Source organism: Novosphingobium sp. 17-62-19 (assembly GCF_002256775.1).
Taxonomy (GTDB): domain Bacteria; phylum Pseudomonadota; class Alphaproteobacteria; order Sphingomonadales; family Sphingomonadaceae; genus Novosphingobium.
This window is the reverse complement of sequence record NZ_NCII01000034.1, coordinates 1-23,163: the sequence shown is the minus strand read 5'-3', so window position 1 is coordinate 23,163 and position 23,163 is coordinate 1. Positions and strand designations below refer to the sequence as shown.

The 23,163-nt window shown below is 61.6% G+C and carries 22 protein-coding genes and 1 pseudogene; 11 read left to right on the top strand and 12 right to left on the bottom strand.

The window, feature by feature from the left end:
* The first annotated feature begins 51 nt into the window (after positions 1-51).
* Positions 52-732, top strand: a complete 681-nt coding sequence (locus tag B7X90_RS08190; protein WP_292623424.1) for a nitroreductase — start codon at positions 52-54, stop codon at positions 730-732.
* A 66-nt stretch (positions 733-798) separates the two neighbouring features.
* On the opposite strand, the gene B7X90_RS08185 is transcribed toward B7X90_RS08190, so the two are convergent.
* The 5 genes from B7X90_RS08185 to B7X90_RS08165 form a co-directional block, all read right to left on the bottom strand.
* On the bottom strand, positions 799-2,019 hold the full coding sequence (locus B7X90_RS08185) for a type III PLP-dependent enzyme (protein ID WP_292623422.1): 1,221 nt from the start codon (positions 2,017-2,019) through the stop codon (positions 799-801).
* A 171-nt stretch (positions 2,020-2,190) separates the two neighbouring features.
* The gene (locus B7X90_RS08180) at positions 2,191-3,417 is read right to left on the bottom strand and encodes a serine hydrolase (RefSeq protein WP_292623420.1); all 1,227 of its coding nucleotides are present in this window, start codon (positions 3,415-3,417) and stop codon (positions 2,191-2,193) included.
* A 40-nt stretch (positions 3,418-3,457) separates the two neighbouring features.
* On the bottom strand, positions 3,458-4,657 hold the full coding sequence (locus tag B7X90_RS08175; RefSeq protein WP_292623419.1) for a carboxynorspermidine decarboxylase: 1,200 nt from the start codon (positions 4,655-4,657) through the stop codon (positions 3,458-3,460).
* A gap of 61 nt (positions 4,658-4,718) precedes the next feature.
* The gene (locus B7X90_RS08170; protein ID WP_292623417.1) at positions 4,719-5,105 is read right to left on the bottom strand and encodes a GxxExxY protein; all 387 of its coding nucleotides are present in this window, start codon (positions 5,103-5,105) and stop codon (positions 4,719-4,721) included.
* A gap of 85 nt (positions 5,106-5,190) precedes the next feature.
* Positions 5,191-6,396 (bottom strand): saccharopine dehydrogenase family protein, encoded by a 1,206-nt coding sequence (locus B7X90_RS08165; protein ID WP_292623415.1) that lies wholly within the window; start codon positions 6,394-6,396, stop codon positions 5,191-5,193.
* Between the two features lie 78 nt (positions 6,397-6,474).
* Between B7X90_RS08165 and B7X90_RS08160 the strand changes: the two genes are divergently transcribed.
* The 5 genes from B7X90_RS08160 (at position 6,475) to B7X90_RS08140 (ending at position 10,390) form a co-directional block, all read left to right on the top strand.
* The gene (locus B7X90_RS08160; RefSeq protein ID WP_292623413.1) at positions 6,475-7,464 is read left to right on the top strand and encodes a pyridoxal-phosphate dependent enzyme; all 990 of its coding nucleotides are present in this window, start codon (positions 6,475-6,477) and stop codon (positions 7,462-7,464) included.
* Between the two features lie 104 nt (positions 7,465-7,568).
* Positions 7,569-8,786: a DUF3419 family protein gene (locus tag B7X90_RS08155; RefSeq protein WP_292623410.1), complete on the top strand. Its 1,218-nt coding sequence runs from the start codon at positions 7,569-7,571 to the stop codon at positions 8,784-8,786.
* A gap of 2 nt (positions 8,787-8,788) precedes the next feature.
* Complete coding sequence (locus tag B7X90_RS08150; RefSeq protein WP_292623407.1) at positions 8,789-9,433, top strand: class I SAM-dependent methyltransferase; 645 nt, start codon at positions 8,789-8,791, stop codon at positions 9,431-9,433.
* Between the two features lie 63 nt (positions 9,434-9,496).
* Entirely contained in the window at positions 9,497-9,928 is a 432-nt protein-coding gene (locus B7X90_RS08145) for an MAPEG family protein (protein WP_292623404.1), read from the top strand.
* Positions 9,929-9,955: 27 nt separating this feature from the next.
* Positions 9,956-10,390: an MAPEG family protein gene (locus B7X90_RS08140; RefSeq protein ID WP_292623402.1), complete on the top strand. Its 435-nt coding sequence runs from the start codon at positions 9,956-9,958 to the stop codon at positions 10,388-10,390.
* A gap of 115 nt (positions 10,391-10,505) precedes the next feature.
* Here the strand turns inward: B7X90_RS08140 and B7X90_RS08135 are convergent, their stop codons facing one another.
* The 7 genes from B7X90_RS08135 to B7X90_RS08105 all read right to left on the bottom strand — a co-directional run bounded on the left by B7X90_RS08135 (position 10,506) and on the right by B7X90_RS08105 (position 18,679).
* The gene (locus tag B7X90_RS08135) at positions 10,506-11,711 is read right to left on the bottom strand and encodes a class I SAM-dependent RNA methyltransferase (RefSeq protein ID WP_292623400.1); all 1,206 of its coding nucleotides are present in this window, start codon (positions 11,709-11,711) and stop codon (positions 10,506-10,508) included.
* Positions 11,708-13,117, bottom strand: a complete 1,410-nt coding sequence (locus B7X90_RS08130) for an NAD(P)H-hydrate dehydratase (protein ID WP_292623398.1) — start codon at positions 13,115-13,117, stop codon at positions 11,708-11,710. Before B7X90_RS08130 ends, B7X90_RS08135 begins: the two co-directional genes overlap by 4 nt.
* Positions 13,101-13,454: a hypothetical protein gene (locus B7X90_RS08125; RefSeq protein ID WP_292623397.1), complete on the bottom strand. Its 354-nt coding sequence runs from the start codon at positions 13,452-13,454 to the stop codon at positions 13,101-13,103. Before B7X90_RS08125 ends, B7X90_RS08130 begins: the two co-directional genes overlap by 17 nt.
* Complete coding sequence (ilvD, locus tag B7X90_RS08120; protein WP_292623395.1) at positions 13,454-15,301, bottom strand: dihydroxy-acid dehydratase; 1,848 nt, start codon at positions 15,299-15,301, stop codon at positions 13,454-13,456. The genes B7X90_RS08125 and ilvD overlap by 1 nt, the downstream gene beginning before the upstream one ends.
* Before the next feature lie 134 nt (positions 15,302-15,435).
* On the bottom strand, positions 15,436-16,158 hold the full coding sequence (locus B7X90_RS08115; RefSeq protein ID WP_292623393.1) for an N-formylglutamate amidohydrolase: 723 nt from the start codon (positions 16,156-16,158) through the stop codon (positions 15,436-15,438).
* A complete protein-coding gene (locus B7X90_RS08110; RefSeq protein ID WP_292623391.1) occupies positions 16,155-16,958 on the bottom strand; it encodes a 4-(cytidine 5'-diphospho)-2-C-methyl-D-erythritol kinase in 804 nt (267 codons plus the stop codon). Before B7X90_RS08110 ends, B7X90_RS08115 begins: the two co-directional genes overlap by 4 nt.
* Positions 16,959-17,029: 71 nt before the next feature.
* A complete protein-coding gene (locus B7X90_RS08105) occupies positions 17,030-18,679 on the bottom strand; it encodes an electron transfer flavoprotein-ubiquinone oxidoreductase (protein WP_292623388.1) in 1,650 nt (549 codons plus the stop codon).
* Between the two features lie 111 nt (positions 18,680-18,790).
* Here B7X90_RS08105 and B7X90_RS08100 point away from each other — a divergent pair, with 111 nt between their 5' ends.
* The 5 genes and pseudogenes from B7X90_RS08100 (at position 18,791) to B7X90_RS08080 (ending at position 23,089) form a co-directional block, all read left to right on the top strand.
* Positions 18,791-19,570 (top strand): hypothetical protein, encoded by a 780-nt coding sequence (locus tag B7X90_RS08100; protein WP_292623387.1) that lies wholly within the window; start codon positions 18,791-18,793, stop codon positions 19,568-19,570.
* Entirely contained in the window at positions 19,546-21,357 is a 1,812-nt protein-coding gene (locus tag B7X90_RS08095) for a lytic transglycosylase domain-containing protein (protein WP_292623386.1), read from the top strand. Before B7X90_RS08100 ends, B7X90_RS08095 begins: the two co-directional genes overlap by 25 nt.
* Entirely contained in the window at positions 21,347-21,874 is a 528-nt protein-coding gene (gene moaB, locus B7X90_RS08090; RefSeq protein WP_292623385.1) for a molybdenum cofactor biosynthesis protein B, read from the top strand. Before B7X90_RS08095 ends, moaB begins: the two co-directional genes overlap by 11 nt.
* Positions 21,875-22,107: 233 nt before the next feature.
* Positions 22,108-22,356, top strand: a pseudogene (locus B7X90_RS08085) (radical SAM protein); the annotation flags it as partial.
* A gap of 49 nt (positions 22,357-22,405) precedes the next feature.
* The gene (locus tag B7X90_RS08080; protein WP_292623384.1) at positions 22,406-23,089 is read left to right on the top strand and encodes a recombinase family protein; all 684 of its coding nucleotides are present in this window, start codon (positions 22,406-22,408) and stop codon (positions 23,087-23,089) included.
* Positions 23,090-23,163 lie beyond the last annotated feature (74 nt).

Here is a 23,163-nt window from a genome sequence, read left to right as displayed (position 1 = left end):
TTCGTGCAACCTGCGCTAACTTTAACCGGACAGTTAATTCCGGGAGAGATCATGCCTGCGCAGACTTTTGATGAAGTGGTCCTCGGCCGCCGCTCGATCCGGGGCTATCTCGAAAAGCCGGTTCCCCGCGAACTGATCGAAGAAATACTGACGCTGGCGATGCGCGCACCCACATCGATGAACACGCAGCCGTGGCATTTCCACATCATCACTGGCGAACCGCTGGACCGCATTCGCAAGGGCAATACCGAGCGCATATTAGCGGGCGAGCCTGACAGCCGTGAGTTCCGCCGGGGCGAGCCTTTCGCCGGAGTTCACCGCGAGCGGCAGGTCGAAGTTGCCAAACAGCTGTTTGGCGTGATGGGCATTGCGCGCGATGATGCTGCGGCCCGGCAGGACTGGGTGCTGCGCGGCTTTCGTCAGTTCGATGCACCGGTCTGCGTGATCGTGGCCTATGATCGCGAACTGTCAGGTAGCGATGACACCGCCTTCGATTGCGGCGCGGTGACGACCGCGCTGGTTAACGCTGCATGGTCACGAGGACTTGGCTGCGTGATCAACTCGCAGGGTATCATGCAATCTCCGGTGGTGCGTGAACATGCAGGCATTCCCGACGATCAGGTGATCATGAAGGCGGTCGCGCTGGGTTGGCCCGACCCGGGCTTTCCGGCCAATGCCGTGGTCAGCAACCGCAAGAGCGTTGACGAGGCCGCACGGTTCATCGGGTTCTGACCGCAAAAGGAAAAGGCCCCGCCTCGCGGCAGGGCCTTTCCTCAATTCACCTCGAAGCGCAGGAAATCAGCGAAGCGACACCACGTTGTCTGACACGCGCGGATCGCGGCGGTCGCCACGGTACTGACTGGCCATCGGCTCGTCTGACACTTCGAACACATCGGTTGCGCCGAAGCCGTTGAACGCAGTCTTCATGGCAGCACCATAAGCGCCGAGCATCCCGACTTCGATGTAGTCGCCCACTTTCACGTCCACCGGCAGTTCGAACGGACCTTCCATGTGGTCCATATCGTCGCAGGTAGGGCCGTAGAAGCTGTATGGCTCCAGTTCGACCTCAGCCTCGTCATTGGCGACCTGATCGCGCAGCACGCGCACAGGGAAGCGCCAGCCTACGTGAGCGGCATCGAACAGTGCGCCATAGGCACCATCGTTGATGTAGAGTTCAGACCCACGACGACGTTCAACACGCACGATCATCGAGTTATACTCTGCGCACAGCGCACGGCCCGGCTCACACCACAGTTCGGCCGAGTACGAAACCGGCAGCGATTCATAGGTGCGATCGATCACGCCGAAGTAATCCTCCAGCGGCGGGGGTTCCATGCCGGGATAGATCGACGGGAAGCCGCCGCCGACATCGATGATGTCAACAAGCACCGAGGCATCCACAATCGCCGCACGAACACGCTCCAGCGCCTGCACATAAGCGTGCGGGCTCATCGACTGGCTGCCAACGTGGAAGCAGATGCCGAGCGAATCTGCCACCTGGCGGGTTGCCTGCAGCAGTTCAGCGGCATTGGTCAGATCGCAACCGAACTTCGATGCAAGGCTCAGTTCCGAATATTCCGACGAAACGCGCAGGCGCACGCACAGCGTCAGGTCTTCGGGCACGTTGCCATCGGCATCGGCCGTTGCCGCCTTGATCTTCTCCAGTTCCTCAAGCGAATCGAGGCTGAACACGCGCACACCATAGTTGTGGTATGCATCGCGGATCGCGGACGGCGATTTGACCGGATGCATGAAGCACAGCGTCGCTTCCGGCAACGTTTCGCGGACCAGACGCACCTCGACGATCGAAGCGACATCATAGTGCGTTACGCCTGAATCCCACAGGATGCGGATCAGATCTGCCGACGGATTCGCTTTCACCGCATAGAGCGACTTGCCCGGAAACTTCTCTACGAAAAAGCGGGCAGCGCGCGCTGCGGCGTGCGGACGGTTCAGAATAGCGGGTTGTTCAGGCGCCGAAGCGCGAACTACAGCCAGTGCGTCATGATGGATGTGCAACTCAAGGGACCCCCAAACGGAACGTTGAACGAAGCTGCCTTGCGGTTTGGAAGTCCCCATGGGGCAGCGAGAGGGGCGTAATAAGGCTCCTGTGCTGAACATCAAGTGAAAAACTGAAGGCTCAACATACGTGTCAGAAAAATGACACAATTCCAAAGGGAGCGCGCAATTTCAGCACTTTAGGGCATGGGCCATCGCCTCCCACGCCGGCAGCGAAAGTGGGTCATTCGCACCATTTGCCGCAATCGGGTGCGAAGCGAATCGTGCAATCGTCATTTCAGCCTCTGGATCGACCCAAATCGTCTGCCCATGGATGCCCCGTGCAGAGAAGCAGCCGCGATTGTTGTGGCTGTGCCACCACTGGCTGCCATAGCTCCAGCCGGGCAATTGCGGGTAGCGCGAGCGATCAAAATGCGCAGGATCACCGCCCCGGCGGATGCGCTCCACCACGCGCGGAGAAACGACACCCACACCACCCAGCCGCATCGCCTCGCCAAAGCGAGCAAGGTCTTCCAGTCGCAAGCTGAGGCCTCCCCCGGCAAAGGCCATGCCCGCTTGGTCGACGATCAGGTCTGCATCGCCCAACATACCCAGCGGCTGCCACAAGCGTTCGGAGAGGATATCGGCAAAGTGCTTGCCTTCGATCCGGGCGATGAGCCACGCCAGCACCTCCGTGTTCGGCGTGCGATAGGTGAAGCCCTGCCCATGTTCGCCAGCCTTGCTGATGGTCGGGAGATAGCTGGCAAGGTTGGTCGGCCCCGCATAACCGTCAGGCCGTGGTGTAAGACCGAGCGCAGCGCTGTAGGCGCCGATGCCCGAGTTTGGATCGGCATAGTCCTCCGAAAAATCGAGCGCGGTGGTCATGTGCATGACCTGCTGCACGCTAGCATCGCCAAAGCCGCTGTTTGCCAGTTCAGGCAGGTAATGCGCGACCGGCGTAGCAGGATCGAGTCTCCCCTCCTCCAACAGCATTTCGGCGATCGTGCCAACGAAGCTCTTGGTGACAGAGAACGCAATGTGCCGCGTTTCCGGGCCGGTCACGCCGAACCAGCGTTCGAACACAACCTTGCCGCGATGGAGGACGAGGATGCCGTCGGTGAAAGCTTGTGTCAGCGATTCCCAGAATGTGACAGTAGCGTCACAATTCAAGGGGGTGAACGGCACCTCGGCCAGTTCGTCGCGCAATGCGCGCTCGAAAGGCTTACCGCCCACGCCTGCACCCACGCGGCGCGACGGCACGAACTGGCGCATGTTCGAATAGGACCAGCGGATCATCGGAAAGCGCATGTGGTCGGCGCGGGAGGTAAGCAACAACCTGTCCGCAAGCGGCGGAATGCCCTGCATCCAGCCCATCGTCAGCGGGTCGCTGGTTACGCCATCAAGCATTTCACCGGACATGCCATTCTCCCGCTACATTGTCGTTGGCGGGCAACATGCCTCAGGAAAGGCGGTCGCGGAAGTCCTCGTACGTGAAGCTGCGCACCTTCTCCAATGCGTCGGTCTCGCTGTCCCACAGCCAGATCGATGGCAAAGGCACGCCGTTGAACGTCGTGGTCTTGACCATCGAATAGTGCGCCTGATCGAGGAACGCGAAACGCGTGCCGGGCTCTGCGCCATGTGGCAGGCGGTAATCGCCAATCACGTCTCCGGCGAGGCACGACGGCCCGCCCAGACGTACAGGCGCACCGTCCTCGCCTGCATCTTCATACTCATCGATAGGCAGTTCACCCAGCATTGCCGGGCGATAGGGCGCCTCGATCACGTCGGGCATATGGCAGGTGGCCGATATGTCGGTGATGCCAAGCTGCATCCCATTCCAGTGCGTATCGAGCACGGTGCCCACCAGAATACCGGCATCAAGCGCCACAGCCTCACCCGGTTCAAGATAGATTTCGCAGCCGGTGCGCGCTTTCACGTCACGCAGGAACGCCACCAGATCGTCGCGTTGGTAATCGGCGCGCGTGATGTGGTGGCCGCCACCGAAATTGAGCCACTTGAGCTGTCCGAAATACGGGGCGATGCGCGCTTCAAGCGCGTCCCACGTGCGCTGGAGCGGTTCGAAGTCCTGCTCGCATAACGTGTGGAAGTGCAAGCCCGAAACGCCTTCGAGGTGTTTGGCAGTGAGTTGGTCCACCGGAAAGCCGAGGCGTGAATGCGGGGCGCACGGATCATAGCGCGGCACTTCGCCCTCGGCATGAAGCGGGTTGATCCGCAAGCCGATATCGAACGCTTCACCCGCCGCTCGCGCTGCTGCGATCTCGCCCGCGAAACGTGCGTGCTGGCCGGGGGAATTGAAGATCACATGGTCGGAAAGGCGCAGAATTTCGGCCATGTCCTGCGCTTTGTAGGCCGCGCAATAGGTCGCAATTTCGCCGGAGTAATGCTCCCCCGCCAACTTTGCTTCCCACAGGCCCGACGTGCAGACGCCATCGAGATATTCCCCGACAATCGGCGCAACCTTCCACATCGAGAACGCCTTGAGCGCTGCCAGAACTTTGATCCCGGCCCGGTCTCGCACATCGGCCAGCACCGCCAGATTGGCGCGCAACTTTGCGGCATCGGCCACGAAAGCGGGGCTGTCGACACGCGACAAGTCAAACTGCGCAAACGCGCCCGGATCGCCGGCTCTGGTTTCCATTTTCAGTCCTTAGAAAAAATGTTTCGCGCAGAGGCGCAAAGGAAGCAGAGATCGCAAAGGCTTATTCCGCCTTGTAGTCATTTACCAAGCGGCGGATGCCTTCTTTCATGGTTGCGCCAGAAAAATTCAAAACCAGCCCGACGGGCTGCTTCATCAGTCTCAGATAGGTCAACAACTGCTTCGCGTGCGCCTTGCTGAGCTGATCAACTGCCTTAACTTCAACGATCAAGCGACCGCCTACCAACAGATCAATCCGGAAGGCAGCATCGTAAAATATGCCATCCAGATTAACACCAACGGGAACTTGTCGTTCGACCTGAAGGCCTCGCGCTTCAAGCCGTCCAAACAGAACTGCTTCATACACAGATTCGAAAAGGCCAGGCCCGATCTGCCGGTGAATGCCAATGGCCTCTTCGATTACAACTGCGCTGAGGTCATCAATCGTCAACGATGCTTTCCTCCGCGTTCTCTGCTTCCTCTGCGCCTCTGCGCGAAACCTTCTTCAACCCGCGTCTCTGCGTGAAACAGAAAAATCAAAACTCCAGCGGCCCCGCCAGTTCTTTCACCTGCCACGGCAGCCCGTGCTTGTTCAGCATGTCCATGTAGGGATCGGGATCGAACTGTTCCATGTTGAACACGCCCTCGCCGCTCCACAAGCCCTGCACCATCATCGCCGCGCCGATCATTGCTGGAACGCCGGTGGTGTAGCTGACGGCCTGGTTGCCGGTTTCGGCGTAGGCGTCTTCGTGGTCGCAGATGTTGTAGATGTAGAAGGTCTTTTCCACCCCGTCCTTAAGGCCGGTGGCGATATCGCCGATGTTGGTCTTGCCCTTGGTCGTCGCACCCAGCGAGGCGGGTTCGGGCAACACGGCCTTGAGGAACTGCAGCGGGATAATTTCCTGCCCGTTGTACATCACCGGATCGATCCGCGTCATGCCCACGTTCTGCAGCACGGTAAGGTGCGTGATATAGGCATCGCCGAAGGTCATCCAGAAGCGGATGCGCTTGATCTCGGGCAGGTGATGCGCGAGGCTTTCGAGCTCCTCGTGGTACATCAGGTACATGTTCTTCGGGCCGACAGCCTCGAAATCGAACTGCTGGCGGATGGTGAGCGCAGGCGTTTCGACCCACTCACCGTTCAGGTAGTGGCGCGCAGGCGCTGTAACTTCGCGGATGTTGATTTCCGGGTTGAAGTTGGTGGCAAAGTGCTGACCATGATCGCCACCGTTGCAATCGAGTATGTCGAGCGTGCGGATCGTGTCGAGCTTGTGCTTGCGCAGCCACGTGGCGAACACGCTGGTCACGCCGGGATCGAAGCCCGACCCCAGCAGCGCCATCAGGCCTGCCTGCTTGAACTTGTCCTGATAGGCCCATTGCCACGAATATTCGAACTCGGCCTTGTCAATCGGCTCGTAATTCGCGGTGTCCATGTAGTTGACACCTGCGGCAAGGCAGGCGTCCATGATGTTGAGATCCTGATAGGGCAACGCGAGGTTGACCACGAGGACCGGCTTGACCTCGTTGATCAGCGCGGTGGTGGCGGCAACATCGTCAGCATCGATCTGGAACGTGTCGATGACAACGCCGGTGCGCTCCTTCACCGAAGCAGCAATAGCGTCACACTTGCTCTTGGTCCGGCTTGCCAGCGCAATGCCGGAAAAAATGTCCGAATTCATCGCCATCTTGTGGACCGCGACCGAGCCGACGCCGCCTGCGCCGATGACCAGAACTTTTGCCATGATTGCTCCAACTGCCTTTTTGTATCCATGCGCGATCATGCGCAGGACATTCATGGGCAGGGCCTTTAGAGGAGTGGCATGACAAAACCAATTCCTTCTGTCGATGACCGGACGCCAACGCGCCACGGAGTGCTGCGCGCAGCTGCAAAAATGGCTGAACTGCTGCCGCAAACACCTTTGCTGCCGCTGGAATTGCCCAATGGTGCGCTGATCTGGTGCAAGGCCGAGTCCCTGCAGCCCGTAGGTGCTTTCAAAATTCGTGGCGTATGGCACCGGCTTTCCGATCTGGACGAAGCAGCGCGCGCCCGCGGCGTCGTGGCCGTGTCGAGCGGAAACCATGCACAGGGCGTGGCATGGGCAGCGCGCAAGCTTGGCATTGCCGCAAAGATCGTGATGCCCAACGATGCTCCGTCGGTGAAACTCGCCTCAACCCGCGAATTGGGGGCTGAAGTCGTGCTGTACGACCGCCCCGGAGGCGAGGACCGCGACGAGGTGGCCTTGCGCCTCACCTACGAAAGCTGCGCAACGCTGGTCCATGCCTACGGTGACCCGTGGGTAATCGAGGGACAGGGCAGTTGCGGCATAGAACTGCTCGCCCAAATGCAATGCGATGCAGGTGGCCCGCCCACACGCGTGGTTACACCTTGCGGCGGCGGCGGCCTTGCCTCTGGCCTCGCGCTGGCACTGCCGGATGCCGTGATCGTGCCGGTTGAGCCAGAAGGTTGGGACGACGTGGCGCGCAGCCTTGCGTCGGGCACAATCCAGCGTGTTGCTGCCGATGCGCCAAAAACCGCGTGTGACGCGCTGCAAACGCCTGCGACCTATCCGATCAACTTTGAAGTCATGACGGCGCATGGCTTGCAGGGAATCAGTGTGTCCGAAGCCGAAGTGCGCAATGCGCAACGCTATGCCTTTTCAAAGCTGCGGTTGGTTGTGGAACCGGGTGGCGCGGCAGGCCTTGCCGCGATTCTGGCGGGCAAAGTGCCCACAGATGGTCGTACTGCTGTGATCCTGTCCGGTGGCAACGTCGACCCCGCCGCGTTTGCTGCCGTCATTTCAGAGGTTTGAGCGCGCGTCTTACAACTTGCGGTCAGCTTGGGCAAAACTGCCACACAGCCGCAATGGTCACGTTCTAGTCGAACTCCCGAACATTCTCTTCGGGGGTCACCAAAATGCTGGAACGTGCCCGTTCCCATCCTATCACGCGTTCGGTTGTGCGCCGCAGTTCCGGCATGGCAAACCGGATGCTCGATCATGCCTTCGCGCTGGCCTTTCGTGGCCTCGTCTATGCCCAGATCTGGGAAGACCCCGAAGTTGACATGAAGGCGCTGCAGATCAAGCCTGACAGCCGCATCATCGCCATTGCCAGCGGCGGCTGCAATGTCCTGTCGTATCTGACCGCCGATCCGGCAGCGATCACAGCAGTCGACCTGAACACCGCGCACATCGCGCTCAACAAGCTGAAGCTGGCCTCGGCACGCCATCTGCCAGATCACGCGCATTTCCGCCGCTTCTTTGCCGAAGCCGATAGCGCGGCCAACATCGCAGCCTATCGCGCTCACATCCTGCCGCATCTGGATGAAACGACGCGGCGCTATTGGGAAGGCCGCGATCTTTCGGGCCGCCGCCGCATCAGCGGTTTTTCGAACAACATCTACAAGCGCGGGTTGCTGGGCAACTTCATCGGCGTCGCCCACCTCCTCGCTCGCCTCTACAAGATCGATCTATCGAACATCCTCGACGCGCGCGATCTGGATGAGCAGCGCCGCGTGTTCGAGCGCGAAATGGCGCCCGTATTTGACAAGCGCTTCGTGCGCTGGCTGACAGACCAGCCCGCCTCGCTTTTCGGTCTCGGCATTCCGCCCGCACAGTTCGACGCTCTGGCGGGGAACGAGCCAATGGCCGAAGTCCTGCGCCGCCGACTGTCCAAGCTCGCCTGCGATTTCCCGGTCGAGGACAACTACTTTGCCTGGCAAGCGTTCGGGCGTGGCTATGGCCGGGGCGACCGGTGCCCACTGCCACCTTACCTTCAGGCCGCCAACTGGCAGTCGGTGCGTGACCGGGCTGACCGCGTAGACGTGCGACACGCCAACCTGACCGAACACCTCACCGCCCAGCCCGACGCCTCGCTGGATCGATACGTCCTGCTCGATGCGCAGGACTGGATGACCGACGACCAGTTGAACGCGCTGTGGACGCAAATCACTCGTACCGCCCGCCCGGGCGCGCGCGTCCTGTTCCGCACCGCTGCCGAACCCAGCCTTCTGCCGGGCCGTCTGGTCGATGCACTGCTTTCACGCTGGCACTACCACGAAGCGTTGTCTGCCGAATGCACTGCTAAGGATCGCTCGTCGATCTATGGCGGCGTTCATCTCTACGAGCTTGCCTGAACATGGCCACCCTCGCCCCGCCCACCCCGCATGGTGCGCTGATGGATTCGGTCTATCGCCGCCAGAAGCACATCTATGACGCCACGCGAAAGTACTACCTGTTCGGGCGCGATGGCCTGATTGCCGGTCTTGAAGCCGGGCCGGGCATGGCCGTGCTCGAAGTGGGTTGCGGCACCGGGCGCAACCTCGATTGCATCGCCCGGGCATGGCCCGGCGCGCACATGCACGGCCTCGACATATCGGAAGAGATGCTATCGGTTGCAAAAGGCCGCCTTGGCACAGATTGCACACTCGCGCGTGGTGATGCCACAGATTTCGATGCCAAGGCGCTGTTCGGGCGGGCGACTTTCGATCGCGTGGTCATCTCTTACGCCCTGTCGATGATCCCGCAGTGGCAACTCACACTTGGCCATGCCGCCAGCCTGCTCGCACCCGGCGGTTCCCTCCACGTGGTCGACTTTGGCGATTTCGGCGGATTGCCCTCTCCGTTGCGCGCCTTGATGCACAACTGGCTCACCCGCTTTCACGTCACCCCGCGCGAAGACCTGAACGCCGTTGCCGTGCGCATCGCCGCCGACCGAGACCTGACCTTGCGCACTCTGCGTGGGCGCTATGGGTATTTCCGGCGGATCACGCTGCGTCGATAAGTTGCATTTGACAATCTAACCCATAACCAGCAGTCTCCCGCAAAATCTCGGGGGAGACAATATATGCAGGCCCAAATCCTGACACCCGCAGCCGTTCTGGTGCTGTGGTCTATCATCGTGCTCATCTGGATGGCCACCACGCGCCTTCCCGCGCTGAAGCAACTCGGCGGCCTCGGTCAGGCCAAGCCGGGCGGACGCGGGCAGGATCTGGAAGGCGTGCTACCTGACCAGATCAACTGGAAATCGCACAACTATGCCCACCTGATGGAGCAGCCCACCCTGTTCTATGCCACGGTGGCTATCCTTGCGATCCTAGGACCAAGCGCGTTCGATGTGATGCTGGCTTGGGCCTATGTCGTGCTGCGCGTGCTGCATTCCATCTGGCAGGCCACCGTAAACCGCATTCCCGTGCGTTTCAGTCTGTTCCTGCTGTCGTCGCTGTGCCTTGCGGCGCTGGCCGTGCGCGCGCTGGGAGCGACGCTCAGCCACGGGTAACGAGTTAAACAATGGGGGAGAATGCCAATGGAAATCGCAAAGATCCTGCAACCTGCCGTCGCGCTGATGGCGTGGACGATGGTCATGTGGCTGTGGATGTATGCAACCCGCATTCCGGCAATGAACGCCTTGAAGCTGGATCCAGACAGTTTGGCGAAAGACCCGACCAAAACACTCGACGACATCCTGCCCGCTGCGGTTCAGTGGAAAGCACACAATTACAACCACCTGCACGAAGCGCCGACGCTGTTCTATGCGGTGTGCCTGGTCATCGCGCTGACTGGCAATGGCGGCGGCACCAGCGCCATCGTGGCATGGGCCTATGTTGGCTTGCGCGTGATCCATTCAGTCGTGCAGGCAACCGTGAACAAGGTGATGCTGCGATTCATCCTGTTCGCGCTGTCGTCCTTCACACTTATGGCACTGATCTATCACGCGGCAAAGATTGTGTTCGCCTTCTGACGGCATCCGCCACCAAACTAGCGCCCCCGCGAAGGCGGGGGCCTCGGGCCTATTTAGCTGGTGCTTCGTAACAACACCGAGGCCCCCGCCTTCGCGGGGGCGCACCAACCTGTCGTCAATGCCGCAAGAACAGGCTCGCCAGTTCCACATGGGTGGACCAGCGGAACTGCCCCACGGGCCGCAATTCGGCCAATCGATACCCGCCGGCAATCAGCTTCACCGCATCGCGCGCCCAACTGGCCGGATTACAGCTGATATAGACCACACGAGGCACTTTGCTCAGCGCAATTTGGTCGACCTGCTCCGTCGCCCCGGCGCGCGGCGGATCGAGCAAGACGCCCGCAAAACGGTCCAGTTCCTCCACCCGCAACGGATTGCGAAACAAGTCACGGTGCAGCGCATGAACCGGCTTTCCGTTCATGCGCGCCGCGCTCTGACACGCAAGGAACGGCTCACGCGCCGCCTCCACCGCCAGCACTTTCGTCGTCGGACCGGCCAGCGCGAACGTAAACGTGCCCAGCCCTGAGAACAGGTCGGCCACCGTCGCCGCGCCATCCAGCCATTCGCGCGCGGCATTCACCAGCGTGGCTTCGCCATCTGCCGTTGCCTGCAGAAACGCACCCGGCGGCAACGACACCGGCACACCGCCCAACGTCACGGTAACCGGCTCAGGCTCCCACACGCCTTCCGCGCCGTACCCTGAATCCATCGTCAGCCGCGCCAGCCCGGTGTCGCGCGCAAAGTCCAGCAATGCTTCGGTCTTCGCCAGACCTTCAGCGGTCAGGCCTTTTAGCCCCATCGAGACGCCCTGATCGGTCATCGCAAGGTCGACATCGACCGCCAGCTTCTTGCTGCCCCAACCTTCAAGCAGCGCGCGCAACGGCGCGACCAATGCAAACATCTGGGGCGTCAGCACGTGGCATTCGCGCATGTCGATGATCTTGTGCGAACCTTGTTCGCGAAAACCGATCACCACCCGTTTGCCGATGGACTGCGCGTGCAGTGTCGCGCGTCGGCGCGACCGTGGAGGCGAAAGATGTGCGGACGCAGCGTTCACGTCCCACAATTTCTGCCCCGTCGCCCCACCGACCACGCGATCATAGACATAGTCGCTCAGCGCAGCTTCAGACAGATGCTGCAACTGGCAGCCGCCACAGGCCGGGAAGTGCCGACATGCCGGATCGACATGGTTCGGTCCGCGCACCACGGTGCCATCGGCCTGCAAGGTATCGCCCGGCGCAGCCAGCGTGGCATACCTGCCGTCGGCAGTTGCGCCTTCCCCTTTTGCGGCAACGCGCACGATCAGGCCAGAATCAGTCATGCAATACAATCCCTCAAGGCCGCCTGCACCGCGTGCGCCAATTCACCTGCAGTGAAGGCCGCGCCGCAGCGCATTGCCGCATCGGCGTGGAGCCATAGGCCTTCCTCCGCAGCACGCAAGACTTGGCCATCGGTCGCAAGCCGACTGGCGATGGTCCCCGCCAGCACATCGCCGGTACCCGCAACCGATAGCCATGAGGATGCACGCGGTGCCAGCACCAGTTCGCCCGAAGGTCCGGCAACCACGGTGTCCGGCCCTTTGAATACCACTACAGCACCCGATTTCGCTGCCAGCGTCAGCGCACGATCCCGCCGAAGCCCTTTGCCGGAAAGGCCAAAGCTGCGCTCCAGCGCTGCCATCTCACCCTCGTGCGGAGTCAGCACACAAGGCGCATCACCCACCATTTCAGGCCGCAGCAGCACCAGCGCATCGGCATCAATCACGCATGGCTTGCCTGCATGGAGCGCCTTGGCCAACACCTGCGAGGCCGCGTCAAAACGCCCCAACCCCGGCCCCACCAGCAGCGCTGCCATCCGCGCATCGACAAACAGGGCATCGACATCACCCGTTACGACCAGTTCTGCCGGAACGCCCGATTGCGCCGCCTGCGCCGCCAGTTTCACATAGCCAGCACCCGCACGCAGTGCCGCCGTCGCTGCGAGCAGCGCCGCCCCCGGCATCTCACCACCCAGAATGCCCAGCATCCCGCGCCGATACTTGTGCGAATCCGCCGCTGGAGCCATCAACGCTGGCTTGGCCAGAACCCTTGCCGCGCCCGGCACGGCCGACACACCAATATCCACAAGTCTCAGCGCGCCCATGCTGGCACAGGCCGGCATGGCAAAGTGTGCGTGCTTCCACGCCCCCAGCGCAATGGTCACGGAGCAGTCCGGCAAGCCTTCGTTCAAGGGCCGCCCACTGTCGCTCTCGATCCCGCTCGGTACGTCAGTGGCAATGCGATGGCGGTGGCCTGCGGCCAGTCGATCCAGCAAGGCCGCCAGATCTTCGGGTAAGACTCGCGTCAAACCGCTGCCGAACAAGCAGTCGACGAAAACATCGCCCGATACATCGGCGTCTGCGTTCCGAACCTCGCCCGAATAGAGCGACTTTGCCGTGCGCGCAGCTTCGGTTGCCGGTTCTCGCGCGGCAATCACCCGCACGGCATTGCCATGTTCCCGCAAGTATTCGGCGATTACCCAACCATCGCCGCCGTTGTTGCCGGGTCCGCACAGGACGGTCACCGAACCGCCCCCCGCAATCCGCCGCACCCATTCACCAGCACCACGCCCGGCCTGCTGCATCAGTGCATCAACGCTGGTTCCCGCCGAAATCAGGTCGTCCTCTGCCGCGCGCATCTGCGCCACGGTCAGCACTTGGCGCATTATGCCGTCACGGCTGCGGGGCATCGGCCTTCATCCGCGCGGGGAAGCGATAGCGGTCCCCCGCCACGCTCACTTCCAGCACGCCTTCAGCAGACCACTTGGCCGAAGCCTCGTCCGCCCCGTCGGCCGCGACCACGCCACGTCCATCATCTACCATCATAAAGCGCCGGAAAGCGCCATCTTTATGGCGAACGGTCAAAACCTGCTGATCGCCATTGCGCGAATCCTGCACGAAGCAATCGGGCGCAAACTTTGCCGCGCCAGCCAGCGCGCAGTCGATCACACGGCCCTGCGGCTTTTCATCGGCCTGCGAACACGCTGCCAACGCAGCCACGGCAACAAGGGTCAGCCCGCGGCGCATCAATCGACCCCGATCTGCTTCAGATCGCGCACCGCACCGCGCGCCGCGCTGGTAGTCATCGCGGCATATGCCTTGAGTGCGGTCGAAACTTGCCGTGGGCGGGCCTGAGCAGGCTTCCAGCCCTTGGCATCTTGGACTGCGCGGCGTTCGGCCAGTACATCGTCCGACACGGCAAGGTTGATCGTGCGGTTCGGAATGTCGATCTCGATCAAGTCGCCATTCTCGACCAGCCCGATTTCCCCGCCCTCAGCCGCTTCGGGCGACGCATGGCCGATGGACAGGCCCGACGTGCCACCCGAAAAGCGGCCATCGGTCAGCAGCGCGCAAGCTGCGCCAAGGCCCTTCGATTTCAGGTAGCTGGTCGGATAGAGCATTTCCTGCATACCCGGCCCGCCCTTGGGACCTTCATAACGGATCACGACCACGTCGCCCGCCACAATCTGACCGGTCAGCACGGCGGCCACCGCTGCGTCCTGGCTTTCATAGACCTTGGCGGGACCGGTGAACTTCAGAATTTTTTCGTCAACGCCTGCAGTCTTCACGATGCAGCCCTCGCGCGCGATGTTGCCATAGAGCACGGCCAGCCCGCCATCCTTACTGAAGGCGTGTTCGGCTGAACGGATGACGCCGCTCTCACGGTCAAGGTCGAGTTCCTTCCACCGGCGATCCTGCGAGAACGCCACTTGCGTGGGTACGCCACCGGGTGCCGCGCGGAAGAATTCCTGCACGCTGGGTGAATTGGTGCGCGCAATGTCCCACCTGTCCAGCGCTTCGGCCAACGTGCGGCTGTGCACGGTGGGCAGATGGGTGTGAATCAACCCGGCGCGGTCAAGCTCGCCCAGAATAGCGAAGATGCCGCCCGCACGGTGAACGTCTTCCATATGCACATCAGCCTTGGCAGGCGCGACTTTCGACAGGCACGGCACGCGGCGGCTCAGCCGGTCGATATCGGCCATGGTGAAGTTCACCCCGGCTTCGAACGCGGCAGCCAGCAGATGCAGCACGGTGTTGGTCGACCCGCCCATGGCAATATCGAGGCAAACCGCATTCTCGAAAGCATCGAACGTGGCGATCGAACGCGGCAGCGCGCTCGCATCGTCTTCCTCATAGTATCGCTTGCACAAATCCACCGCCACGCGGCCCGCTTCAAGGAACAGGCGCTTGCGATCGGCGTGCGTCGCCAGCGTCGAACCATTGCCCGGCAGTGACAGCCCCAGCGCTTCGGTCAGGCAGTTCATCGAATTGGCGGTGAACATGCCGCTGCACGATCCGCAGGTAGGGCAGGCCGAACGCTCGATCGCGGTCACTTCCTCGTCGGTATATTTGTCGTCGGCGGCGGCCACCATGGCATCGACCAGATCGAGCGCGACTTCCTTGCCGTTCAGCACGACCTTGCCCGCTTCCATCGGCCCGCCCGAAACGAACACCACCGGAATGTTGATGCGCAGCGCCGCCATCAGCATTCCCGGCGTGATCTTGTCACAGTTGGAAATGCAGACCATGGCATCGGCGCAATGCGCGTTGACCATGTATTCCACGCTGTCGGCAATCAGATCCCGGCTCGGCAGCGAATAGAGCATCCCGTCGTGCCCCATCGCGATACCATCATCCACCGCAATGGTGTTGAATTCCTTGGCGACGCCGCCCGCGGCCTCGATCTCGCGCGCAACCATCTGACCCAGATCTTTCAGGTGGACATGCCCCGGCACGAACTGCGTGAAGCTGTTCACCACTGCGATGATCGGTTTGCCGAAATCCTCGTCCTTCATCCCCGTGGCGCGCCAGAGCCCGCGTGCGCCAGCCATGTTGCGGCCGTGGGTGGTGGTGCGTGAACGATACGGCGGCATTGCGTGAACTCCGAACAGGGAATCAGTTTTTATGGGCGACTTGGCAACGTTCCCTAGCCGACCGGGACCGCCGCTGTCGAAAGTATTAATTACAACTATGCCAGTATCTCATGCGCGCAAAACGCCCGGAAATCCTAGCTGATTTCAACTGCAACCTGATTGGCAATGCGCGCCAACCGCTCAGCCCACTCCGCCTGCCCCGCTTCGTGAGCGATCAGATCCTGCCGCACTTCGATACCCAGATAGGGCCTACCCTCGGCCTCTGCATGGCGGTTCATCGTCGCGTTCAGCAGCTTGCCGGAATAGGGCAACTGGTCCCCCACGCACAGCCCCTCAGCTTCCAGCAGCGGAATAGCGATTCGTGCGGCGCGGTCATCCTCGTTATAAAGCACGCCCACATGCCAGGGCCGTGCCTCCTCGCTCGAAGCAAGCTGCGGCGTAAAACTGTGCAACGACAGGATCAACGCCTGTGGCGCATCGCCAAGCAAAGCCCCCAGCGCATCATGATATGGCCGAAAGAACCGCGCCAGCCGCGCTTCATGCGCCGCGTGATCCAGAGCATTGCCCGGTATCGCGTGCCCATCGCTGGCAACCGGCACAACCGTCGGCAGGTGCTCATCGCGGTTGAAATCGCAAACTAGTCGGCTCACTCCGCCCTGAAACGCCGCAATCCCCGGCCACTCCGCCATGAGCGCGCCCACTTCAGCCACCCCAATGTCCACCGCAATGTGCTGGTTCAGCAAGTCCGGCTCGATGCCAAGGTCGATGTCATCAGGCACCCGGTTCGATGCATGGTCCGATACCACCAGAATGCCACCAAAGCGCGGCGTTCCGATGATCGTGAAGGCTTCGCTCACCGCAACGCTCCTGCCAAAGTCCACCACGCAGCCGGCATTGCAGCACGCGCTTCATCACGTGCTTCGGCAGTATCATAGAGCGCAAAACACGTCGCCCCCGATCCTGACATACGCGTCAACCACGTCCTCGTTCGCTCCAAAGCGCCCAACACATCGCCAATTTCTGAAACAAGCGTCAGCGCCGGAGCCTCAAGATCATTGCGCCCCGCCAATGCCATCGCGCGCAAGTCTGCACCCTCCAGCGCCCCCCGATCTACGCCGTCCCAAGCCTTGAAAACCGGTCCCGTTGCCAGAGGAATGCGCGGGTTGACCAGCAGTACCGGCACACCCGCCAGATCGTTCTCAATCGGCTCAAGTTCCGTGCCCGTTCCCCGCCCGACACAAGCTACGCTCTCCACACAAGCCGGAACGTCAGCGCCCAGCTTCGCCGCCCGCGCGTGCCAATCGTCGGGCAATCCATGCGCCTGCTTCACCATGCGAAACACCGCGCCTGCATCAGCCGAGCCACCGCCAAGCCCTGCCGCCACCGGCAGGTTCTTTTCCAGCGTAACATCCCAGCCAGCGCCATGCGGCAAAGCGCCCAGCGCCTTGGCCACGATGTTCCCGAACGGATTGTCCAGCGCCCCGCCAAACTCCCCCACCACGCGCAACGAATCCCGCTGCGACGTCTGCGCGGTCAATTCATCCCCGGCATCCACGAACGCGAACAGCGTCTCAAGCTCGTGATACCCATCATCCCGCCGCCGCCGCACGTGCAGAGCCAGATTGATTTTGGCATAGGCAGTTTCGCGCAAAGTCATGCCCATTCCCTGAAACGGAAGAAGCGCCGGAGCAAGCCCCGACGCCTCCTTCGAACCAAAGTCCGACCGAATTACATATTCGGATAGTTCGGCCCGCCGCCGCCCTCAGGCGTCACCCACTCGATGTTCTGCGTCATGTCCTTGATGTCACAAGTCTTGCAGTGGACGCAGTTCTGGGCGTTGATCTGCAGGCGTGGATTGCCTTCCTCCACACCCACGAACTCATAGACCCCCGCCGGGCAGTACCGCGCCTCAGGCCCGGCATAGATCGGCAGGTTGATCCGCGTCGGCACGGTGGGATCTTTCAGCACCAGATGGCACGGCTGATCTTCTTCATGGTTGGTATAGGAGAACGCCACGCTGGTCAGCCGGTCGAACGTGATCACGCCATCGGGCTTGGGATAGGCGATCGGCTTGAACAGATCGGCGCGCTGCGTTGCCTCGGCATCCTTGTGATGCTTCATCGGCTTCCAGATGCCGAACCCGCCGATGGTGCGCAGCCACATGTCGGCGCCTGCCAGCACCGTGCCCAACTCGCCGCCGAACTTGGCCACCAGCGGCTGCGCATTCTGCACCTTCTTCAGTTCCTTGGCGATCCAGCTTTCGCGCACGGCGGCATCGTATTCCACCATGTCGTCCTTTTCGCGCCCGGCAGCAATCGCCACCACGATGGAGTCTGCGGCCAGCATCCCGCTCTTCATCGCAGTGTGGCTGCCCTTGATGCGCGGCACGTTCACGAAGCCGGCCGAACATCCGATCAGCGCCCCGCCGGGGAACGAAAGGCGCGGCACGGACTGCCAGCCACCTTCGTTGATCGCCCGCGCACCATAGGACACGCGGCGTCCGCCTTCCAGAATCGCACGGATTTCCGGGTGCTGCTTCCAGCGCTGGAACTCCTCGAACGGATAGACGTAAGGATTGGCGTAATCGAGCGCGGTGACAAAGCCCAGCGCCACCTGGTTGTTCGCCTGATGGTACAGGAACCCCCCGCCCCACGAGTTTGATTCCGAAAGCGGCCAACCCTGCGTGTGGATCACGCGCCCCGGCACGTGCTTTTCGGGATCAATGTCCCACAGTTCCTTGATGCCGATACCATAGACCTGCGGCTGGCAATCGCGCTCCAGATCGAAGTGCGCCTTCAGCCGCTTGGTCAGGCTGCCGCGCGCGCCCTCGGCAAACAGTGTGTACTTGGCGTGGAGTTCCATGCCGGGCTGGTAATCGCCCTTCTTCTCGCCATCGCGGCCCACGCCCATGTCGCCGGTCGCCACGCCCATCACCGCGCCGCGCTCATCGAACAGCACTTCGGCGGCGGGGAAGCCTGGGAAAATCTCGACGCCCAGTTCCATCGCCTGTTCGGCCATCCAGCGGCACAGGTTGCCCAGCGATCCAGTGTAGTTCCCATCGTTCGACAGGAACGGAGGCATCGGCCAGTGGGGAATGCCCATCTTGCCGGTCTTGCTCAGCACCCAGTGCCAGTTGTCCGTCACCGGCACTTCGGCCATCGGGCAGCCCATCGTGCGCCATTCGGGCAGCAACTCGTCCAGCGCCTTGGGATCGATCACCGCACCCGAAAGAATGTGCGCGCCGATTTCCGAGCCCTTTTCCAGCACACAGACCGAAATCTCGGGGTTGATCTGCTTCAGCCGGATCGAGGCCGCCAGCCCCGCAGGCCCGCCACCGACGATGACCACGTCATAGGGCATCGATTCCCGTTCGCTCATGCCTCGCTCACTCCCGACTTACTGCTAATCGCACGATTGATTTCCGATTGAGCCTTGAAAGAGGCTACCGGCAAGGTCAAGACCGCAAATTGGACTGGAAGGAAGTGCAGCTTGCCCGATACCGCTAACCCGCAAATACCCGATTGGAGCGCTGCCGTTACGGCGGCGCTCGATTGGTGGCGCGATGCGGGCGTGGACCACGCGTTTGTGGATGATCCGCAGGACTGGCTGACACAGGCGCGCGATGTGCCCGAAAAGGCTCCGCTGGCCCCAATGAAGCCTCTGCGCGATATGCCTGCACAGCGCAGCGATTCGCCGCAGATCGCCAAAGTGTCAGATCGTTCGGGCTGGCCGCAATCGCTTGAGGCGTTCGCGCCATGGTGGCTGGACGAACCCCACCTTGCCCCGGCAGGCCTGCGTCGCCTGCCGCCAATCGGGCCTGCCGGTGCCGATCTGATGGTGCTGGTACCCATGCCCTCGGCTGATGATACCGAAGCGTTGCTCAGCGGTCGGGCCGGGCGGCTGCTTGATGGCATCCTTGCCGCGTCAGGCCTTGATCGCACTCGAACCTACATGGCATCGACCCTGCCCGCTCACGTGCCCATGCCTGATTGGCAGGCATTCAACACGGCGGGTCTTGGCGATGTGTTACTGCACCACATCGCCCTTGCCGCGCCCAAACGGCTGCTGATCCTCGGTGCTTCCGGCATTTCAACGCTTCTCGGCCACGATCCACCGAATTTGGCTCTAAGTTTACGCGACATTAATCAAGAGAGTTCACCAATCGCCGCCTTGTCGGCAAGGGATCTTGAGGCCATGCTGGCGCGTCCCGCCCTCAAAGCGGGTTTCTGGAGCAAGTGGCTCGAATGGACGGGAACGAAAACGGTTTGAAACTGGCTTCGACTAAAAGGTTTGGCGCCACAAAGTTCCTCGCTCTCGCGTTGACCTCCTCGGCAGCCGTGCTCTCTGCGGTGCCTGCACAGGCCAATAGCGCGGCGGTGGACTATTTCCGTGGCCGCGCCGCCCGCACTGCGGTGCCAACCCTGCTCAGCGCAGATGATCGTGGTTACTACAAGTCGCTGTTCTCCGCGATTGAACAGGAAGACTGGACCAAGGTTCAGGCCATGTTTGCCCAACGCAGCGATGGCCCGCTTCACACCGTCGCCCGCGCGCAATACATGCTCGCTGCAACATCGCCACGCGCAGAGCTGGCCCCCATCACCGAAGTTCTTGCCCGTGGGCCTGATATGCCTTGGGCCGAACAGCTTGGCCGTCTGGCACTGAAGCGCGGCGCAAGCGAACTGCCAGATCTTCCGCAGGCGCAGCGCTTCGTATCGCTGCCCAATGTGTCAAAGCGCATCCGCCCGCGCTCGATCAGCGATGGCACGATGCCCGCAAGCGTCGCCGACGCCATTCAGGACCGCATCAAATTCGATGATCCGGTCGGCGCGCGCACGCTGCTTGATGGCGTCGATGCCACGCTGTCCTCCGATGCTCGCGCCGAATGGCGGCAGAAGATCGGATGGGCGTTTTACATTGAAAATGACGATGCCACCGCCCGGGCCATCGCGCTGACCGCGGCCGAAGGAACCGGCCCTTGGGTGTCGGAAGCCTATTGGACAGCCGGCCTTGCCAGTTTCCGCCTTGGCGATTGCATCGCTGCCGCAGATGCTTTCGAAAAGTCAGCCGGTTCTGCGCACAACGACGAACTGGCCTCCGCCGCTCACTATTGGGCAAGCCGTGCCTGGACGCGGTGCCGCAAGCCGGAAAAAGTGTCCACTGCCCTGCGCAGCGCCTCACGCTTCCGCGATACGCTCTACGGCATGATGGCGGTTGAAGCGCTCGGAATGCGTGAGAGCCAGCCCTCCGCTGCACCTGATTTCTCGCAGAACGATTGGCAGTCGCTGCGCGATGTGCCGAACATCCGCACTGCCGTGCAGCTTGCCGAAATCGGCGAAGATGGCCTTGCCGACGAAGTGCTGCGCCACCAGGCCCGCATCGGCAATCCCGGCCAATATGCTCCACTCTCCCGCCTCGCCCGCGATCTGGGCTTGCCATCGACCCAGTTGTGGATGGCCTACAATGCGCCATCGGGTGCTCGCCCGGACGAGGCTGCACGTTTCCCCGCACCGAAGTGGACGCCGACGACGGGCTGGAAAGTTGATCCCGCTCTCCTGTTTGCGCATTCGCTGCAGGAATCAAACTTCCGCACGTCGGTCACCAGCCCCGCTGGCGCCAAGGGCCTGATGCAATTGCGCCCCGGCACCGCACGCGACATGTCCAGGGTCGAACCGATGATGGCCGGGCGTGACAAGCAGCTTGATCTGCCCGACGTGAACCTCGCCTTCGGCCAGCAATATCTCCAGCACTTGCGCGACAATGACGCCACGCAAGGCCTGCTCCCCAAAGTCATGGCCGCCTATAACGCCGGGCCGCTGCCGATCAGCCGCTGGAACACGGAAATTCGCGGCGGCAACGATCCGCTGCTCTGGATGGAATCGATCCCCTATTGGGAAACGCGCGGCTATGTCGCAATCGTCATGCGCAACTACTGGATGTATGAGCGGCAGGCAGGCGGCCCATCGGAAAGCCGCCTTGGTCTCGTCCAAGGCATGTGGCCCAAATTTCCGGGTCTTGCCGGTTCCGAAAACGTAAGGATTGCATCGCGTGGCAATTGATACCTCGCGTGATTTCAAGCCCGTCAACATAGCCCTGCTCACAGTCTCCGACACACGCGGACCTGACGAGGACACATCGGGCGACATTCTGGCTGACCGAGTCAAAGCCAAGGGCCACCGCCTGGTCGCCCGCGCGATGGAGAAGGACGAGGCTGACCGCATCGTTGCTCGCCTCAACAACTGGATCGATGATCGCGGGGTTGATGCGGTCGTCATCACCGGCGGCACCGGTCTTACTGGCCGCGACGTAACACCAGAAGCGCTGGACCGTGTGAAAACGCGCGACATTCCGGGCTTTGGCGAACTGTTCCGCTGGCTTTCGTTCAAGACCATCGGCACCAGCACGATCCAGTCCCGCGCCTGCGCCGTCGTCGCACGCGGCACCTACATCTTCGCGCTCCCCGGCTCGAACGGCGCGGTCAAGGATGGTTGGGACGGCATCCTCGACGAACAACTCGACAGCCGCAACCGCCCCTGCAACTTCGTCGAACTGATGCCGAGACTGCTGGAAAAGTAGCAACGCCGTTGCCGCCCACGGTATCTGGCCCTTCGTTACTCCGTGATATTTTGGCAAAATCTCCAACGCCTTACGCCATTTCTTTCTCGTCACCCTGAACTTGTTTCAGGGTCCATTTCTCGACCAGACCGGCAGTCTGATAGGCCCAATGGATCCTGAACCAAGTTCAGGATGACGGTGAAACTTGAAAGGCGCACCTTGCGTATTTGTTCCACCTATGTTCTAAACTCCCCATGTCCATCCACGGCAGAGGTGCGCAATCAGCCAAAGTGCCAACCCGCTTCGGCCTCGCCACGCGTGAGGCCGATGGTGACTGGCTCGATGCGCGCGAGGGCATAGATGGCCCCGGCCCCAAGCTGCGCACCACCGTCACCGAAGAACACCCACGCTCCATCCTCAGCTTCAACCAATCGCCCGACATCCCATTCGACCGCTCGGTCAACGCCTATCGCGGGTGCGACCAATACCGCAACGGTTGCGTAACCTCTGATATGTTAGCAGAGCTGTGCCGGACACTCTGCGCGGGGTATTATGGACGCAATAGTTTATATCAGGTGGTCAACGCTTAATCAGGAGGACGGGAACTCCCTTGAGCGACAGGAACAGCTAGCGCGCGATGTTGCCAAGCAGCGCGGCTGGACCATTCTGGAAAACGAAATTCACATTGAAAGCGGGAAGTCAGCCTACCACGGTCGAAATCGTGCCCAGAATGGAAAGTTGCGTCAGATCGAGGAGCGGGCGGCACGAGGTGAATTGCAGGGCAAGGTTCTGATTGTTGAGGCGATGGACCGTCTTAGCAGACAGGCAGCCCTTAAAAGCCTGACCCTCTTATCCGACCTGTGCTCACGCGGCCTGACCATTTGCGAGGCTGGCACCGGAACCATTTACGACGCAGCAAAAATCGAAGAGCGTTGGGAAAACCTAATCGTGGCGCTGGCGCGCGCAGGTGAAGCCCACGAAAGTAGCAAACTGAAGGCGCGGCGCGTCAGCAAGGCGTGGCGCAAGACACAGGAGAGTGGAAAGACAAAGGCTGGTGGAGACGACCCGCGCCTCTGCCCCGCTTGGATGGAAGTCGTGGATGGTCGTTTCACCATCATTGAAGATCGCGCCGATGTGATCCGGTCGATGTTTCACAAATCGTGCGATGGCTGGGGCCTCCGCAAGATCAGCGACTGGGCAAATTTGGAGCGGGTCGTGTCCCACTGGGTGGTGTAAGAAGGTTTCCCTGACAGGGTAGCCACCGTCGATCTTCTGTTAGGGTTCGGATGCGAACTCGAACCTGGAGAAGA